Origin of the sequence: Spongiibacter pelagi, assembly GCF_014705705.1 — a bacterium.
Taxonomy (GTDB): domain Bacteria; phylum Pseudomonadota; class Gammaproteobacteria; order Pseudomonadales; family Spongiibacteraceae; genus Spongiibacter; species Spongiibacter pelagi.
Window position 1 is genome coordinate 49752 of the sequence record NZ_JACXLD010000009.1, and the last position, 16287, is coordinate 66038.

Consider the following 16287-nt stretch of genomic DNA (forward strand, 5'->3'; position numbering starts at 1 on the left):
GACTTTCTCGACTAAAGTCGAAGAGAAGATTTGGCGGGCGGAAGACGTTTTGCGGGCATAAAAAAACGCCGTCACAAAGACGGCGTTTTAAGGCTATTTGATCGTGTAGCGCTTACGCGACTTGAACCGGAATCGCGTTGCTGGAGTGGCTAACGGTATTGTCTGGGTTCATATAGATCAGGCGTGGCTTGAAGTTAATCAGCTCGGCCTCGGTGTAGCTGGCATAGGCGCAGATAATCACCACGTCATCAACGCCGGCTTTGTGGGCCGCTGCGCCGTTAACGGAGATGATGCCGCTATTGTCTTCGCCGCGAATGGCATAGGTGGTGAAGCGCTTGCCATTGGTTACGTTGTAAATCTGAATTTGTTCGAACTCGCGGATGCCAGACATATCCAGCAATTTGCCATCGATCGCGCAAGATCCTTCATAGTCCAGTACCGCATGGGTAACACGGGCTTTGTGGAGCTTGGCTTTAAGCATAACGGACTGCATAACGCTATTCCTCTCTTGGATTTTGCTGCGGCCTAGTTGGTGGCCAGCATGCCCCAATCCGAGCTGGGGTTTAGGTTGTGGGTGACATTATCAATGAGCCGGGTGCTGCCCAGTTTTGCGGCGGCAAGTATAACAATTTCTTCGGTCTCTGGTGTTACATCCAGAAGATCGCGGGCATCACAGATATTAAAGTAATCTGGTTCAAATCCGGCCGCTTGCAAGCTCAGGCGAGCATGGCATTCCAGCTCGCGGTAGCTGTCGTAACCACAGGCAATCGCCTGGCGAGTTTCCTGCAAAATGCGGTGTAAGACCGGCGCAATTTGGCGCTGCTCTTCATTCAAATAGCCATTGCGCGAACTTAGCGCTAGGCCATCTTCGGCGCGGGCGGTGGCAACACCGACAACGTTAACCGGCATAAGCAGATCGCGCACCATTTTGCGGATGATGCTGAGCTGCTGAAAATCTTTCTCGCCAAATACGGCGACATCGGGCTGCACAATATTGAACAGCTTGTTTACCACGGTGGTTACGCCGTCAAAATGACCGGGGCGGCTGGCACCACAATGGCGGTTGCCCAGCTCAGGTACGCAAACCTTGCTGTGGATTTCCATGCCTTCCGGGTAGATTTCTTCTACTTGGGGCAGGAATAGGTACTGAGTGCCCTCGGCAAACAGCTTCTCTTTATCTGCAGTAATAGTACGCGGATAGTTGTCTAGATCTTCATTAGCGCCAAATTGCAGCGGATTAACGAAAATACTGACCACAACAACATCGGCCAATTGACGGGCGCGGCGAACAAGGCTGATGTGACCTTCATGGAGATTGCCCATGGTCGGTACAAAAGCCACGCTTTTGCCTGTCTGTCTTGCAGTGTTAAGAGCGGACCGCAACGCTTCCGCCGTGCTATACGTTTTCATACCACCCAACTTCCCAATCTCTAGCCTTACAGAACTATCCGCAAGTGGTTTACTGTGAAGTCAGTCCGCATTCTCGGCGGGCTGGCAACGGTTGTAACAGTGTTTTTTGCCCAAGCAGAATTGCTCATTAAGTGAGCAGTTCTAACATGGCGGGCAAGTATGCCGGAATCGACAGGGGCGTTCAATCCTTCGGTAACAAAAAATTCACATAAATGTTACGGGCAAAATGTTCCTGCAGGTAACACCTTAAATGATTCAATAGCTTAGGAAAAGAACGAGAGAAAATACTCGGATTTTCTTAGTTAAAACAATGCTCTTCGGCCGGAAAGCTACCGTCTTCAACCGCTTCGCGGTAGCGGCTGAGGGCGTGTTCAATACTAGCGCTGCCTTCGGCAAAGTTGCGAACAAAGCGGGCGGTTTTCTCGGTAACACCGAGAAGGTCGTGCATGACCAGAACTTGGGCATCGGTATGTGGTCCGGCGCCAATGCCGATAACGGGAATGTGGAGCTTATCAGTGATCTGTTTTGCCAGCGAAGTGGGTACACACTCCAAAACCAAGAGCATGGCTCCGGCAGCCTCTAGGGCAAGGGCGTCTTCAATCATGGCTTGAGCGGCAGCGGCATCGCGGCCCTGTACTCGGTAGCCACCAAAGACGTTAACGGATTGCGGGGTAAGACCGAGGTGGCAGCACACCGGGATGCCGGCGCGGTTGAGTTGACGAATGCTGTCTGCCAGCCATGCGCCGCCTTCAATTTTTACCATATGCGCACCGGCGCGCATCAAACTGGTGGCGCTCTCTAGGCATTGCTCGGTGGTGTTGTAACTGCCAAAGGGCAGGTCGGCCATAATCATCGGCTGTGCACAGCCGCGTTTTACGCAGGCGGTGTGGTAGGCCATATCTGCAACTGTAACGGGCAGGGTGGAGTCATTGCCCTGCACAACATTGCCCAGCGAGTCGCCAACCAGAATCACGTCGATGGCGGCTTTTTCCACCAAGCGGGCGTAGCTGGCTTCATAGCAGGTGACCACGGCAAATTTTTGCCCGTCCTGCTTTTTCTTGAGCAGACTTTGAATACTGACCTTGCTCATGGCAACTCCTTAAATGGTGCGGATAGCTGATGAAGTTTAGACGATGGAAAAAGAGGGATTAAAGTAATGGCGGCCGCCATTAATTTCCAGCAGATACTGCAGTAATTGTTCGAAATGCGAGTCATTATTTGCGAAATCAATTTCGGTGGCGTTGATGATCAGCAGTGGCGCCTCGGTGTAGTCCAGAAAAAACTCGGTATACGCGGCATTGATGCGTTCGAGGTAGTCCAGATCAATATGGCGTTCGTGCTTGATACCGCGCTGTTGAATACGGTCTTTTAATACTTTAATTGGGGCTTGCAGGTAGATGACTAAATCCGGGGTGGGCATATCCACCTCCAGTTTTTCATAGACTTTGTTGTACAGCTCCAGCTCGTCTTTATCTAGGGTGGCGCGGGCAAACAGCGGATCTTTTTGGAACAGAAAGTCGGCGATGGTGGTGCGATTGAACAGATCGTCTTCGGTCAGCTCGTTAAGTTGCTGGGCGCGTTGCAGTAAAAAGAATAGCTGGGTGGATAGCGCTGCATGGCGTTGATTGGCGTAAAAGCTGGGCAGAAAGGGGTTGTCTTCTGCCTGCTCGAGCAGCAAGCCAAAGTTTAGCCGCTCGGCCAGTTTGCGGGTCAATGTGGTTTTGCCCACGCCAATAGGACCCTCAATCGCGATAAAGCGCGGCGGGTTTTCTTCATTAATAATGGGTTTGTTGACCAGTCGTTCTCTAATCATGCGTCTTTTTTTTAGCTAATAGGTGTGTCTAGCAGCCAGAGCTGTTGAGTGTTCATGTTGCCGGAATCGGTGTAATGGTCAAGTCCGCGGGCTGTCAAAAGCTCGGGCGCGAGTTCCCCGAGAGGAAAAAGCACAAAGTCGCGCTCCCACATACGGGGATGGGGAAGACTAAGCTCCGGTGTTTCCCGGTGTTCTTCGCCAAAGAGTAATAAGTCGAGATCCAGTGTGCGCGGCCCCCAGTGGATCAGGCGTTGCCGACCAAACTGGGCTTCCAGTTTTTGTAACTCTGAGAGCAGGCCGAGGGCGTCGAGCTCGGTGTGCAGTTCGGCGACGGCGTTAACATAATCACCCTGCAGGCCGGGGCCAATAGCTTTAGAGCCGTAAAGCTGAGACTGGGCTGAAAGCTGGGTGTGGGGCAGGGTGGCCAGCGCGGCGATGGCCGCCGTTATTTGCTGGCGGGGATTTTCCAGATTACTGCCAAGTCCAATAAAACAACGGGTCATGAGTTTTGCGGACGCGGGCCACGACGCCGGCGGCGGGGGCGGCGTTTGTCGTTGTTGCTGGGTTGGCGGATGTGGCGCGCCATGGCGTTGCGGGCGTCTGGGTGAGATTCTTGAAACGCTTGCCACCACTGGCCAAGGCCGGCTTCAACTTCACCGACTTGTTCGCGCAAGAGTAGAAAATCGAATCCAGCGCGGAAATAGCGGTGCTCCAGCAGTTGTTCGGCGCGCTTACCTTGGCGGCGATTCAGCCGTAGCTGCAATTCCCAGATATCGCGCATGGGTAGCGAGAAGCGTTTGGGAATGGCAATGCTTTGTTGCTGGCGGTGCAATACCCGCTCGGCGGCTTGGTGCAGGGCGGGAATCTCAGGTTCGCCTTCGGCAATTAATTGGGCGAGTAATTCTTTCACTGCGGGCCATAGCAGGATTGCATAGAGGAAGGCCGGTGTTACCGGTTTGTCTTCGGCAATGCGTGCATCAGTATTGGCCAAGCCTTGCTGTATGAAATTTTCAGCGTTGGGAAGATTTTGATCCAGCAGTTTCTGGGTTGCAGGAAACAGCGGATTAAATAGATCGTAGCGTCTGAGCAGGGCGTAGGTTTGCAGACCACGGCCATTCATCAGCAATTTAATCACTTCGTCAAACATGCGCGCCGGGGCAATATCTTGCAGCAACGGCGCCAGTTTTTTGAGCGGAGCTTCGGTGCCGGGCTCAATGTCAAAGTTCAGCTTGGCTGCGAAGCGCACAACCCGCAACATGCGCACGGGATCTTCGCGGTAGCGGGTTTCCGGGTTGCCAATCACGCGAATAACGCGGTTTTTCAAATCCTCAACGCCGCCGACAAAGTCGTAAACGCAGAAATCTTTACTGCTGTAATACAGCGCATTGATGGTCAGGTCGCGGCGGGCCGCATCGTCATCGATATCGCCAAACACATTATCGCGCAGCAACATGCCGGAGGCATTGCGAGCCGCCGCATTTTTAGAGGGCGCGGCATCTTGTTGTTCGTGGTGGGCGCGGAAGGTGGTGACTTCGATCACCTCGTGGCCAAAGCGCACGTGAACGATCTTGAAGCGGCGGCCAATAATGCGGCTATTGCGGAATTGGCGGCGCACTTCTTCGGGGGTGGCGCTGGTGGCAATATCAAAGTCTTTGGGTTGGCCTTCCAGCAAAATATCGCGCACGCCGCCGCCGACCAGATAGGCTTCGTATCCCGCGCTATTGAGTCTTGAGATGACTTTTAGTGCGCTGTCGCTGATTTGCTTGCGGGAGATGCCGTGCTGATCGCGGGGAATTTTGCGGGGGCCACTACTGGTCGCGCCTTGGCGCGAAAATCGCGAAGTGATTTTGTGCCAGAGGCTGCCGCTTGCGCTGGTGGTCATTAATAAGGCGTCGATTAGGTAGTTATAAACCGCCGCATTCTAGCACAGGACGCAGAATGAGGTTTATTGAACAAGAAATTAGGAACTTTTGAGAAGTGAGTAGAGTCTGAAAGAGGTAAATAAATTAGGCTGCCAGTTTTAGCGGTGGAATTTAAGAAGAAGAATTTTCAGGGCTCCAGAAACGAATAAGGGGAAGATAATCTTCCCCACCCAGGTCTCTTTGCTATCGCTATTATTTTTATTGTTTCTTCGTTTGTTATTTTTATTATCGTATTTATTGTTCTTTTGCGGCGTATAAAAGCATTTGCTGTGCCAGTTTTTAAAATTCCTTATTTATCAATGAGATAAATATTTTTTCGCCAAATTTTACGCGTTACAGTAATGTGTATTGTTACCTATATAAACGGGCTTTGTTACGTAGATGGGAAAAGGGTAACGCGTATATCGCCGGGACAAGTGCTTAGCTGCGTGCCCCGGCAGTGCGATTGGATTTTTTGCGCGGAATGCCCAAGCGCTGGCGGCGCTCCCATAGGCATTTGCGGCTGACCCCCAGTTTTTGCGCCAATTCGGTCTCGCTCATGGAGTCTTGGTGCTCCAGTACAAAGCGCTGGAAATAGTCTTCCAATGACAGGTCTTCAACCGGGTCGAGACCACGGGTACGGCCACTGCGGCGCTCGCTGTTTTGGGTGCTGCGGCGGCGCTCGCTGGCCGATTCAGGCGGGCGGCCACGAATTTGGCTGATATCTACCAGTTCAAGGTCGATATCCAGTAGCTCGTTATCGATCTCGTCGCCATCACAGAGAATCACCGCGCGTTCTACGGCGTTTTCCAATTCGCGGATATTGCCGGGCCAAACATAGGTGGTGATCGCTTGAATGGCTTTAGGGCTGAAGTGCAAGGGGCCGCGTCCCATGGCTTCGCTGCGTTGCTTTAGGAAGCTTTCGGCAATTTCCAGAATATCGCGTCCGCGATCGCGCAGTGGGGGTAGCTCCAGTTTCATAACATTGATCCGGTAATAAAGGTCTTCCCGGAATTTACCGTTATGGGCCATGTCTTTGAGATCGCGGTGGGTTGCGCAAATCAGGCGCACATCAACCTTGTAAGAATCGACGGAGCCGATACGGCGGATTTCATCTTCCTGAATAAAGCGCAGTAGTCGCGCCTGCGCTTCCAGTGGTAATTCGCCAATTTCATCCAAAAACAGGGTGCCGCCATCGGCGGCTTCAATCAGGCCGATGCGATTGGCATTGGCGCCAGTAAACGCGCCTTTTTCATAGCCGAACAGCTCGGATTCAATCAGGGTTTCTGGAATGGCGGCGCAGTTTACGCAGATGATCTGTTTGCCGGCGCGCTGGCTCTGCGCGTGAATGGCGCGAGCAACCAGTTCTTTACCGGTACCGGTTTCGCCGTGAATCAATACCGTGGCATCGGTGGGGGCGGTGCGGCTGATATGCTGGTAGAGGGTCTGCATGGGTTTGCAGTTGCCGATCATGCCAAAGTGGCTAGTGCCGCTGATATGGCGTGGTGACGAAGGAAGCTGCTGCTCGTCGCGCGGATTGTTTTCCAATATATAGGCCACAGATTCCAGCATTTCGTCGTGGTCGAAGGGTTTGGCGATGTAGTCGATCGCGCCCATTTTCATTGAATCGACCGCAGATTTCAGGCTGGCGTAGCTGGTCATAATCAGCACGGGGCGTTCGGTCTTGCTAATCAGGTCGGTGCCGGGGGCGCCGGGCAGGCGCAGATCACTGATGATGAGGTCGAACTGATCCAGCTCGTGGTGCTGGCAGGCGTCGTCCACCGAATTAGCGAGGCTGACCTCGTAACCATTGCGCTCTAACAGTTTCTGCAGGGCGTGGCGAATGACGTCTTCGTCTTCAACTATCAGTATTTGTGGCATGCCGAATTCCTCAGGTAAGCCCCTTTATTATGAGGCGTTGTTACCTATCTGTGCCGTAGTGTCAGCCTTCTAGTGTGTCACCATTGGTGTCTGTTGCCAATGGTAACAGTATCCACACCCGCGTGCCGTGAGGTGGCTCAAGCGTTGGGGAGGCGGGAGTCAGAGGGCTCTCGATAGTAATGGTGCCGCTAAAATCTTTGACAATGCTGTACACCAGCGCCAGTCCAAGGCCGGTGCCCTTGCCCGGTTCTTTGGTGGTGAAAAAAGGTTCGAATAGGCGATCTTGCAGGCTTTGGTCTATTCCTTCGCCCTGATCGGTAACGGTGATTTGCAGGTGAGCTTCGCTGTGTTCGGCAAGCTCGGCCGCAATCGTTACCACGCTGCCGTTGGGGCTGGCATCGCGAGCATTGGAGAGCAGGTTGACGAACACCTGAACTAGCCGCTGGGTGTCGGCTTGCACGCAATATTGTGGGTCGCAGCGATTTTCAAATTGAATATGTTTGGCTTCGCGGTCGAGGCTGAGTAGCTGTATCGCCTCTTCTGCGCAGTGTTGAACATTGGCACTGCCCTGCCCCGGCGCGTGGTGGTTGCTACCGGTATGAGCAAAATTGACCAAGCTCTGTACGATGCTGGTAATACGCTGGGTTTGCTTAACAATTTGTTCGGCGCTTTCGAGGGTATCGGGATTATCTGATTCATAGCGCAAATTCTGCGCTAGGCAGGCGATGCCGGTGACCGGGTTGCCGATTTCATGGGCGACGCCCGCTGCTAGCCGACCAATTGAGGCCAGTCGTTCTTGGTGGGTCAGTTCGCTTTCTAAGAGCTGAGTATCGGTGATGTCTTCCACCACAATAATCAGTTCGTCGCGGCCCTGAATTTGGGATTCGGTTTTATGCAGATTGAGCCAAAGTTTACCCGCCGGCGTATTCAATTCATGACGGCTCCAGTGCACATCGCTGCAAGAACCAAAGGTCAGCAGGCAGTTTGCCCAGGCATCGGGTAAATCCAGCATGGATGAGCCCAAGACCTGATGGCTGGCGACTCCGCTTATGGCGGACATGGTCTTATTCCACAGCAGAATTTCCTGATCTGAACCCAGCGAACAAACCCCAATGGGGAGCTGTTCGAGCGTCTCTCGGTGATAGCGGCGCAGGCTGTCGAGGTCGGCAGCCAGACCTGTGAGGTTGGCTTGATAGGTTTCCAGCCGGGTTTCGATCAGGGTGATGTCTTCGCCATCGCCAATCAGTCCGGCCGTGTAGGGCAAGCTGTTATCAATGATGCGCCGAGCGATTGAGGGCCCCATCAGGCCGGAGAGATTCACTTCAATCTGATCGCGCAATCGTCGTAAGGCGTAGGGCCGGTTTTCATCAGCGAGTAGATTGAGTTCTGTAAGGGCGCGTCCCAGCTCTTGAGAAGCGACCGCGTGGCCGAGATGCTCGCTCAGACGTTCACCCATTTCGCGGGCATTGCTCAAGTTGAGGCGGCTGCGACCGGGGCGGTTAAGGTCGTCGATATTACAGGTGGCGGCAGCGGCTTTTTCCTCGCGGGAGGTTTTGGTGAATAGCGAGGTGAGAGCAAAAACCAAGCTATTGGCGACCAAGGCGAAGGAGGTTACTTGTACCCAATTGGCGTCATTGTATAGCGCTCTAAACATGGGGAGCTCGGGCCGGGGAAATAGCTCGAATCCCAAGCTGGGAATAAGCAGCCAAAGCAGCCAGATTGAGCCGCCGGTAATCATGCCGTAGATGGCACCGCGCCGGTTGGCGGTTGGCCAGTACAGCACACCGATAATCGCGGGGCCGAGTTGTGCGCAACCGGAGGTGGTGAGCAGCATCAAGGTACTGAGCTGATGCTGGTGTGGCAGCAGCAGATACAAAACAAAGCCCGCAAAAATAGACAAGACAATTAAGGTTTGCCGGGCGCGGAGCAGCCAGTTATACACATCATCGCGCTGTTTTCTAAATGACAGCAAGGGCAGAAACAGGTGGGTCAGAGTCATAGACGCCAGTGACAGCGTGCTGACCATAATCGTGCCGCTGGCCGCAGAAAGACCGCCCAGAAAGACAATTAAGGCCAGTGCATCGCTGTTGAGGTATTGAGTGATGTGCAGCACGGCATAGTCGCCGCCTTCAAAGCCGGTGCTGCGGGCCGCCCAGAGCAGGGGAGCAATCGGTAAGCTCATGGCGAGCAAAAACAGCGGTAGGCCCCAGCTGGCTATGCGTAGTTTTTTATAGCCGGACTCTTCCGCATAGAGGAGTTGAAAGGCGCTCGGTAGGGCCAGTGCCATACCAAAGAAGCTGATGAACATAATCCGCAGGGAGTTTTGATCGGCCTGTTTGGGAAGTTGGGATTGGGGGGCGTCGAGGAACTGTTCGCGAAAGCTGTCCCAGCTGCCGAAAATGGCGTAGCTAGCAACAGCGCCGATCACCAATAGGGCGATGAGTTTGATCACAGATTCAAAAGCGAGTGCGGCAATTAACCCTCGGTGACTATCGCGGGCATTGAGGGTGCGCGAGCCGAACATCACGGTGGAAATCGCGATCAAGATGCAAAATAAAAGGCCGGCGATGCCGTGGAGATAAAATCGCTCGCCGTGCTCCAGTGTGCGGGTGAATAAAAACGAGGCGGATTCTGCAACCACTTCAATTTGAATGGCGATCAACGGCAGCATGGCCAGCGCCATGATAATGGAGGCAATGCCACCGACCGCCTGACTGCGATAACGGAAGCTAAGCAAGTCGGCGATGGAGCTTAAACGGTAGGTTTTGCAAACATGATAGAGCGGCCGGATCAGCACCGGGGTGAGAAAAAATACCGCGCAGATGCCCAGATAATAATTGAGATAACCAATACCGTATTGCGCGGCCAGCCCGGTAATGCCGAAATAGGCAAAGCCCGAGGCGTACACCCCAAGCGCCAACACATAGATGAACGGGTGGGAAACAATCCGTTCCGGAATCAGCTTTTTCTCAGCGGCGTTGGCTACCCAAAATAGAAAAAACAGGTAGGCGATGGTGATGAATAGCAGAGTGGCGCTATTAAAGTTCATTCTCTTTCCGTTGGCGCAGGCTGTTAAAGAAAATAAAGAGAATCAGCAGACCCCATAAAATATGAAAGCGATACCAGCTGCGGTTGCTTTCTTCGAACAGCCAATTGCCAATGCCGGGCTCGAGAATGGCCAGCATAAATAGAATAAAAAGTAAGGTGGAATGGGTACGCATAGTGAAGTCGTGCTTAGCGCCGAATAAAGAAATCTTTTTATACAGTAATCTTGGTGCTTCTGGTGATTTTTCCGCTATCCCAGTGGGCAATTCCCCAGTCGAGAATTTCCCTGCAGCTCGCTCCGGCCGGTGCCGGGGCTTGGCCGAGATAGCCTAAAACTTGCCGCAGATTTTGCTCTGGGCTGTGGTTATCAATTGCCGGGGCGTGCCCCTGTTTACTCAGCTTATCGCCCTCGGGCGTGACTAAGATAGGCAGGTGTAAATAGCTGGGAGCTGCCGCGCCAAGATGCTCAAACAACCATTGTTGTGGCGGTGTCGATTCCAATAAATCGATGCCGCGCACCACATGGGTCACTCCCTGAAAAATGTCATCGACTACGACCGCAAGCTGATAGGCGTACAAACCGTCGCGGCGTTTGAGTACCACATCGCCAATAGTGCTGGCATCTAAATGGATTTCTCCCTGTAGGCGATCTTGCCAGATAGAATTTGTAGCAGGCGCACGTAGGCGAACGGCGGCATCATTCTTATCCAGCTTGGCAATGCAGTCGCCAAGATGAATGCCTTGCTGATCGGCAAGTTGGCGGCGGGAGCAGCTACAGTAAAACGCCTGCTGCTGATCGAGCAGGGTTTGCAATGCACTTTGGTAGGCGTCGTGGCGGGTGCTTTGCCACAGTATGTCACCGTCCCAGTTCAGGTCGTGGCATTGCAGTGCTTCAATAATCAGTTGGTCGGCGCCGACTTGCTCGCGGGGCGGGTCCATATTCTCAATGCGCAACAACCATTTTCCTTGGTTGGCGCGAGCATCCAAATAGCTAGCGACCGCAGTGCACAGTGAACCGAGGTGAAGGGGGCCAGTCGGCGACGGTGCGAATCGGCCAATATAGTGTGTCTGTTCAGACATGGAATCGGAATAGTGGGCCAGCCAATGCCGGCCCGGTAGGAGCGCGTGGTGTTACAGCCTGGAAATCAGCCGCGTTCTTGGCGCTCTTTGATTTCGTCCAGAGTTTTGCAATCGATACACAGGGTGGCAGTGGGGCGAGCTTCCAAACGCTGGATGCCGATTTCAACGCCGCAGGTATCGCAGTAGCCGTAATCGTCTTCATCAATCAGGTCGATAGTGGAGTCGATTTTCTTAATCAGCTTGCGCTCGCGGTCGCGGGTGCGCAGTTCAAGGCTGAACTCCTCTTCCTGAGTTGCCCGGTCTGCTGGGTCTGGGAAATTGGCCGCTTCGTCCTTCATATGAGTTACGGTGCGATCCACTTCTTCCATCAACTCGGATTTCCAGTTGAGCAGAATTTGCCGAAAGTGGTCTTTCTGGGCGTCATTCATATACGCTTCACCCTTTTTCGCTTTGTACGGGGTGAAACCTTTTAAGTTCTCTGGAGCTTTTTGTTTCGCAGGCATACTTGGCCCTCTTATCCTTACACGCAGAGCGACAACGTCCTTCTAAGTATAGGTGCTGTGCCGCTAAAGCGGGAAAACTACCAGATAAGCCCCGCCTGCGCCAGCGCTACTTATCCTGAGCGTGCCGCTAGTCGAGAGTGCAGGCTAAATCGCGTATACCAGCGGCAATCATCGGGCTGCTACACTAGCGCGCGATTTGATCCGGTGCGAACGCCGGATTTAAACCTGAATTTGTGGAGACAGCCATGTCATTTGCCAGTCGCGTTGCGGATATTGAGCCATTCCGCGTGGTGGAGGTGCTGACCCGTGCCAAGGAGTTGGCGGCGGCGGGGCGAGATATTGTGCACATGGAGGCGGGCGAGCCAGATTTTGCGACCGCCGAGCCGATTGTCGCTGGGGCGCGTGCCGCCATGGAAAGAGGCGATACGTATTACAGTCAGGCGGCGGGTATTCCCGAGCTGCGGCGGGCCATTTCCGAGTTTTACCGCACTGACTACGGGCTGGATGTGCCTGCCGAGCGTATTATGGTGACGCCGGGTGCCTCGGGTGCGCTACTGCTATTGTCGGCGCTATTGATTGAACCCGGTGATGGCATGTTGATGACCGATCCCGGGTATCCCTGCAATCGCAATTTTCTGCGTTTGGTCGAAGGGCGCGGGCAGCTTGTGCCAGTAGGGCCAGAAGATCGCTATCAACTCACACCGGAATTGGCGGCCAAGCACTGGCAGGCCAATACCAAGGGCGCGCTGGTGGCTTCGCCGGCGAACCCCACCGGGGAAATTTTGACCGCTGAGCAGCTTAAAGGGCTCTATGAGTTATGCGCTGAGCGCAGTGGCTATCTGATTGTTGATGAGATTTATCACGGCCTGAATTATGGGGTGGAGGCGCCTAGCATCCTCTCGATTACCGATCAGGCGTTTGTCATTAATAGTTTTTCAAAATACTTCGGTATGACCGGTTGGCGATTGGGCTGGTTGGTGGCTCCGGAAAACGCGATTCCAGCGCTCGAGCGTTTGGCTCAGAATCTGTTTATTTCCATGTCGACCATGGGGCAATACGGCGCGTTGGAGGCGTTTAGTCCGGAGTGCCGTGCAATTTTAGATGCGCGCCGTGATGAGTTTGCCCGGCGTCGGGATTTTCTTTACCCCGCATTAACGGACTTGGGGTTTTGTATTCCCAATCTTCCCGCCGGTGCGCTTTATCTTTATGCGGGTATTGAGCGTTTCGGTATGAGCAGTCGCGAGTTCTGTTTCAATATGCTGGAAGAACACGGTTTGGCGATTACCCCCGGTGCGGACTTTGGTCAGTTCCGCTCAGATGAACATGTGCGATTTGCTTATACCACGGGTATGGATCGGCTTGAGGAAGCGGTGCGTCGTCTACAGGCCATTTACGGTTAAGGAGAAGTTTTGGAATCATCATCCCATCGTATTCATGAGTTGATGCAGCGCTTAAAGGCGGCGAAACCAGTTCGCCGTTGGTGGCGGCGTTGGACTTCCCGCTCGGCGGTGGCGCTGATTATTCGTGAGCATAATCATCAGCTTGAAGTGCTTATGATTCGCCGTGCCGAGCGGGAGGGCGATCCCTGGTCTGGGCAAATGGCGTTTCCGGGCGGGCGAATGGATCCTGACGATCGGGGCAATGGTCGTATCACTGCAGAGCGAGAAACACTGGAAGAAGTGGGTATTGATCTGGATAAGGCGGGCCACTGTATTGGGCGCCTATCGGATATTATTGCTCGGCGGCATTCCCGCAAGCGGGTGATGATTGTTACGCCCTATGTCTATCGGCTGCATTTGCCGGTCAGTATCGATTTTAACCACGAGGTGGCGGAAACCGTATGGGTGCCGTTTGATTTTCTCTGTGATTATCGGCAGCGCGAATCGATGGTGTGGCAGAAGGGTTTGGCGAAATACACGCTGCCTTGTTATTTTTATGGCGAGCGTCGAATTTGGGGTATGTCTCTAGGTATGCTGGATGAGTTAATCGCTGTCGCCGCTTTCCCGATCACGCTCCCAGAGAAATAGCCGGGTATTATTGAGTAGCTGGCGCGCTTCACTTTGTGGTCGCGCGGCTTCGGCAAGGGTGTCATCGCTAATCTCGCCAGAGAACCAGCCCTCAAATAGCGACCAAATGACCGGCGTTTTCTTGATATCCAGATATTGCCATCGCGGTGCGCTGACGATATTTCCTGAAACCCGATTTTCATTCACCGGCAGCCAGCTTACTCGGCAACTGGACAGGCTGTAGTCGTCTTGTCGACCAAAACTGATATTGGCGCGGAAGGGATCAAAGCCGGTGTCGGGCGGATTGTCGATACGATTCAGTGCCAATACCCATTCAGTACCGGGAGTAAAATCGCTTAATTCTGGGCGGCATTCGTCGGCATATTTACCCCAGAGCCGAATATCTTGGCGATACTCTTTGCCCTTTAAAATTTGGGCGATTATCAGATCGGTGCTATTGCCTCGGCGCTGGCTGATAGTGCCGCGAACCACTAGGTCGGCATCCTCAAGCGCGCTTTTGAATGGCCCCTGCCATAGGCAGTCGCAGGCGAAGGTATTGCCTGAAGCAAATATCAGTAATAGCAGCGCGGGGATGGAAAAGCGTTTACGCACGGTGGCTTGGTCAGAAAATGAGGGGAATTAAAAAGCGCGGCAAGCACCGCGCTTTATTCGACGGCTCGACTTAGATGTCGATATTTACGCCGACATACAGACCGTCAATGGTCAGGTCAGCTTCGTCTTCATCATCTTCTAACTTCAGATCGAAGCTGCGGTAGCCTGCTTCCAGCGAGAAAATGGTGGCTTCAAAGCCAATACCCACAGACATATCGGTAATGCTGTTATCGCCAACGCTCAGCATATTGCCCACGGCCTGCGCGTAAAAGCCCGAGAAAGGCAGATCAAAACGGGCATTGGCATAAAGCATGGGCACAGGAACGTCTACGTCAACAGAGCCTTCTTGGGAGCCGCTTGTGTCTTTGATTGTGATTTCGCCATCAAAAAGACGCACGCTTAAGCCTACGTCGAGGTTCACCCAGTTATCGAGTAATTCGTAATACATGGTGAAATCAGTGTGAGTCAGGTCGGTAGTTGAATCGACATCACTTGCAAAAGGTTGATTGTCGAAAGTGGCATTCACCGTGCCGCGTTCAGATACTTCAATTTCTGTGCGTTGAATTCGCAGATTTGGCAGGACAGGGATGGGGTGCTCTAACGCAACGTAATAGCTGATTCCTGTTTCTTCGTCGTATTTCAGATCATCATTAACGTCGATTCGGTCATTGGCACTGCTGCTAGATTGCACAAAGCCATCCCAAGATTGGTTCCAGTGTTGAACACCGGCAGTGGCGCCAACAATATCCGCTTGGGTTGCAGACGCGGCCAGACCAGCAACACACAGTGCGATCAGTTTCTTATGCATTGAGTTTCCCCTTTGATGTTTGTTGTTGTGGGGCAATGCGGCGTCGCTCTGCCCAAAGAACCGTCCTACCTTAAAGCCAAAATATTACCGGGTAAATACGATGCTGCTTGGTGATGCTGCTATTCGGTATTAGTTTGGACTTTTATTATGCGGTCTGTCGCAAAATACTGAGTCGTAGTGTTCCGTTTTAGTAAGCCTTTTACTTGTTAAACTTTTTATTGATTAAGTAAAAGCGCCACATCTTTCGCGAAGTAGGTCAGGATGCCGTCGGCGCCGGCACGTTTAAATGCCAGCAATGATTCCAGCATCACACTTTCGCGATCCAGCCAGCCATTTTGAAAGGCGGCGCAGTGCATGGCGTATTCACCGCTGACTTGATAGGCGTAAGTCGGCACAGCCAGCTCGTCTTTGACCCGGCGAATAATATCCAGATAGGGCATGCCGGGCTTAACCATAATCATATCGGCGCCCTCTTCTAGATCCAGCGCGCATTCGTGCAGGGCTTCGTCGCTATTGGCGGGATCCATTTGATAGCTGTGTTTATTGCCCTTGCCTAGGTTGCCGGCCGAGCCGACAGCATCGCGGAAGGGGCCGTAATAGCTAGAGGCATATTTGGCAGAGTAGGCCAGAATACGTGTATTGGGCTGGCCGTTGTCTTCAAGAATTTCGCGCACGGCACCGATGCGACCATCCATCATATCGGAGGGCGCGACCACATCTGCACCGGCTTGCGCCTGTGCCAGCGCTTGGCGGCTTAAGGTTTCAACGGTCAGGTCATTTAGCACATAGCCGCTGTCGTCAATAATGCCGTCTTGGCCGTGGGTGGTGTAGGGGTCAAGGGCGACATCGGTAATCACGCCCATTTCTGGTGCGGCATCTTTAATGGTTTTAATCGCGCGGTGACAGAGGTTGTCTGGATTGTAGGCTTCCTCAGCGAGCAGGGATTTGCGGGCATCGCCAACCACGGGGAACAGGGCAATAGCCGGTACGCCGAGCTTGGCCAACAATTTGGCTTCTTCCGCCAGCAGGTCGAGGCTCAGCCGTTCAATGCCGGGCATGGAGCCAACGGCCTCGCGGCTATTGCTGCCTTCATGAACAAACATCGGGTAGATCAAATCATCCACTGTAAGCGTGTTTTCACGCATCAGGCGACGGCTAAATTCCGAGGCGCGCATACGGCGCATCCGGGTGGAGGGAAAGGGGCCGCGGTGCAGTGATTTGCCCATAG

General features: G+C 53.3%; 16 protein-coding genes. 2 read left to right on the plus strand and 14 right to left on the minus strand.

The window, feature by feature from the left end:
- Positions 1-112: 112 nt before the first annotated feature.
- The 11 genes from panD to dksA all read right to left on the minus strand — a co-directional run bounded on the left by panD (position 113) and on the right by dksA (position 11633).
- Positions 113-493 (minus strand): aspartate 1-decarboxylase, encoded by a 381-nt coding sequence (gene panD, locus IB286_RS13415; RefSeq protein WP_190766426.1) that lies wholly within the window; start codon positions 491-493, stop codon positions 113-115.
- Between the two features lie 32 nt (positions 494-525).
- The gene (gene panC / locus IB286_RS13420; RefSeq protein WP_190766428.1) at positions 526-1410 is read right to left on the minus strand and encodes a pantoate--beta-alanine ligase; all 885 of its coding nucleotides are present in this window, start codon (positions 1408-1410) and stop codon (positions 526-528) included.
- A 298-nt stretch (positions 1411-1708) separates the two neighbouring features.
- Entirely contained in the window at positions 1709-2500 is a 792-nt protein-coding gene (panB, locus tag IB286_RS13425; RefSeq protein ID WP_190766431.1) for a 3-methyl-2-oxobutanoate hydroxymethyltransferase, read from the minus strand.
- A 36-nt stretch (positions 2501-2536) separates the two neighbouring features.
- Positions 2537-3223 carry a deoxynucleoside kinase gene (locus tag IB286_RS13430; protein WP_190766433.1) on the minus strand — a complete coding sequence of 229 codons (687 nt, stop codon included), beginning with the start codon at positions 3221-3223 and terminating at the stop codon, positions 2537-2539.
- Between the two features lie 11 nt (positions 3224-3234).
- A complete protein-coding gene (gene folK, locus IB286_RS13435; RefSeq protein WP_190766435.1) occupies positions 3235-3726 on the minus strand; it encodes a 2-amino-4-hydroxy-6-hydroxymethyldihydropteridine diphosphokinase in 492 nt (163 codons plus the stop codon).
- The gene (pcnB, locus tag IB286_RS13440; RefSeq protein ID WP_190766437.1) at positions 3723-5105 is read right to left on the minus strand and encodes a polynucleotide adenylyltransferase PcnB; all 1383 of its coding nucleotides are present in this window, start codon (positions 5103-5105) and stop codon (positions 3723-3725) included. Before pcnB ends, folK begins: the two co-directional genes overlap by 4 nt.
- Before the next feature lie 460 nt (positions 5106-5565).
- The gene (locus IB286_RS13445; protein WP_190766439.1) at positions 5566-7005 is read right to left on the minus strand and encodes a sigma-54-dependent transcriptional regulator; all 1440 of its coding nucleotides are present in this window, start codon (positions 7003-7005) and stop codon (positions 5566-5568) included.
- Between the two features lie 61 nt (positions 7006-7066).
- The gene (locus IB286_RS13450) at positions 7067-10054 is read right to left on the minus strand and encodes an ATP-binding protein (protein ID WP_190766441.1); all 2988 of its coding nucleotides are present in this window, start codon (positions 10052-10054) and stop codon (positions 7067-7069) included.
- The gene (locus tag IB286_RS13455; protein ID WP_190766443.1) at positions 10044-10226 is read right to left on the minus strand and encodes a hypothetical protein; all 183 of its coding nucleotides are present in this window, start codon (positions 10224-10226) and stop codon (positions 10044-10046) included. The genes IB286_RS13450 and IB286_RS13455 overlap by 11 nt, the downstream gene beginning before the upstream one ends.
- A 37-nt stretch (positions 10227-10263) precedes the next feature.
- Positions 10264-11130: a tRNA glutamyl-Q(34) synthetase GluQRS gene (gene gluQRS, locus IB286_RS13460; protein WP_190766444.1), complete on the minus strand. Its 867-nt coding sequence runs from the start codon at positions 11128-11130 to the stop codon at positions 10264-10266.
- A gap of 65 nt (positions 11131-11195) precedes the next feature.
- Entirely contained in the window at positions 11196-11633 is a 438-nt protein-coding gene (gene dksA / locus IB286_RS13465) for an RNA polymerase-binding protein DksA (protein ID WP_190766446.1), read from the minus strand.
- Between the two features lie 245 nt (positions 11634-11878).
- Between dksA and IB286_RS13470 the strand changes: the two genes are divergently transcribed.
- Both IB286_RS13470 and IB286_RS13475 read left to right on the plus strand, forming a co-directional pair.
- Complete coding sequence (locus tag IB286_RS13470; RefSeq protein ID WP_190766448.1) at positions 11879-13033, plus strand: pyridoxal phosphate-dependent aminotransferase; 1155 nt, start codon at positions 11879-11881, stop codon at positions 13031-13033.
- A gap of 9 nt (positions 13034-13042) precedes the next feature.
- On the plus strand, positions 13043-13660 hold the full coding sequence (locus IB286_RS13475) for an NUDIX hydrolase (protein ID WP_223826404.1): 618 nt from the start codon (positions 13043-13045) through the stop codon (positions 13658-13660).
- Here IB286_RS13475 and IB286_RS13480 read toward each other — a convergent pair.
- From IB286_RS13480 to hemB, 3 genes are all read right to left on the minus strand, one after another.
- A complete protein-coding gene (locus IB286_RS13480) occupies positions 13616-14251 on the minus strand; it encodes a hypothetical protein (protein WP_190766450.1) in 636 nt (211 codons plus the stop codon). The two genes, IB286_RS13475 and IB286_RS13480, sit on opposite strands and share 45 nt — an antisense overlap.
- A gap of 70 nt (positions 14252-14321) precedes the next feature.
- Entirely contained in the window at positions 14322-15059 is a 738-nt protein-coding gene (locus IB286_RS13485) for a TIGR04219 family outer membrane beta-barrel protein (RefSeq protein ID WP_190766452.1), read from the minus strand.
- A gap of 215 nt (positions 15060-15274) precedes the next feature.
- Complete coding sequence (hemB, locus tag IB286_RS13490; RefSeq protein ID WP_190766454.1) at positions 15275-16285, minus strand: porphobilinogen synthase; 1011 nt, start codon at positions 16283-16285, stop codon at positions 15275-15277.
- Between the last annotated feature and the right edge of the window lie 2 nt (positions 16286-16287).

Excerpts from the sequence above, each read along its gene's own strand:
- IB286_RS13445 (WP_190766439.1), bottom strand. The coding sequence starts at position 7,005 with ATGCCACAAATACTGATAGTTGAAGACGAAGACGTCATTCGCCACGCC.
- IB286_RS13470 (WP_190766448.1), top strand. The coding sequence starts at position 11,879 with ATGTCATTTGCCAGTCGCGTTGCGGATATTGAGCCATTCCGCGTGGTG.
- hemB (WP_190766454.1), bottom strand. The coding sequence starts at position 16,285 with ATGGGCAAATCACTGCACCGCGGCCCCTTTCCCTCCACCCGGATGCGC.
- dksA (WP_190766446.1), bottom strand. The coding sequence starts at position 11,633 with ATGCCTGCGAAACAAAAAGCTCCAGAGAACTTAAAAGGTTTCACCCCG.
- IB286_RS13450 (WP_190766441.1), bottom strand. The coding sequence starts at position 10,054 with ATGAACTTTAATAGCGCCACTCTGCTATTCATCACCATCGCCTACCTG.
- panB (WP_190766431.1), bottom strand. The coding sequence starts at position 2,500 with ATGAGCAAGGTCAGTATTCAAAGTCTGCTCAAGAAAAAGCAGGACGGG.
- panC (WP_190766428.1), bottom strand. The coding sequence starts at position 1,410 with ATGAAAACGTATAGCACGGCGGAAGCGTTGCGGTCCGCTCTTAACACT.
- gluQRS (WP_190766444.1), bottom strand. The coding sequence starts at position 11,130 with ATGTCTGAACAGACACACTATATTGGCCGATTCGCACCGTCGCCGACT.
- folK (WP_190766435.1), bottom strand. The coding sequence starts at position 3,726 with ATGACCCGTTGTTTTATTGGACTTGGCAGTAATCTGGAAAATCCCCGC.
- IB286_RS13430 (WP_190766433.1), bottom strand. The coding sequence starts at position 3,223 with ATGATTAGAGAACGACTGGTCAACAAACCCATTATTAATGAAGAAAAC.
- IB286_RS13485 (WP_190766452.1), bottom strand. The coding sequence starts at position 15,059 with ATGCATAAGAAACTGATCGCACTGTGTGTTGCTGGTCTGGCCGCGTCT.
- panD (WP_190766426.1), bottom strand. The coding sequence starts at position 493 with ATGCAGTCCGTTATGCTTAAAGCCAAGCTCCACAAAGCCCGTGTTACC.
- pcnB (WP_190766437.1), bottom strand. The coding sequence starts at position 5,105 with ATGACCACCAGCGCAAGCGGCAGCCTCTGGCACAAAATCACTTCGCGA.
- IB286_RS13455 (WP_190766443.1), bottom strand. The coding sequence starts at position 10,226 with ATGCGTACCCATTCCACCTTACTTTTTATTCTATTTATGCTGGCCATT.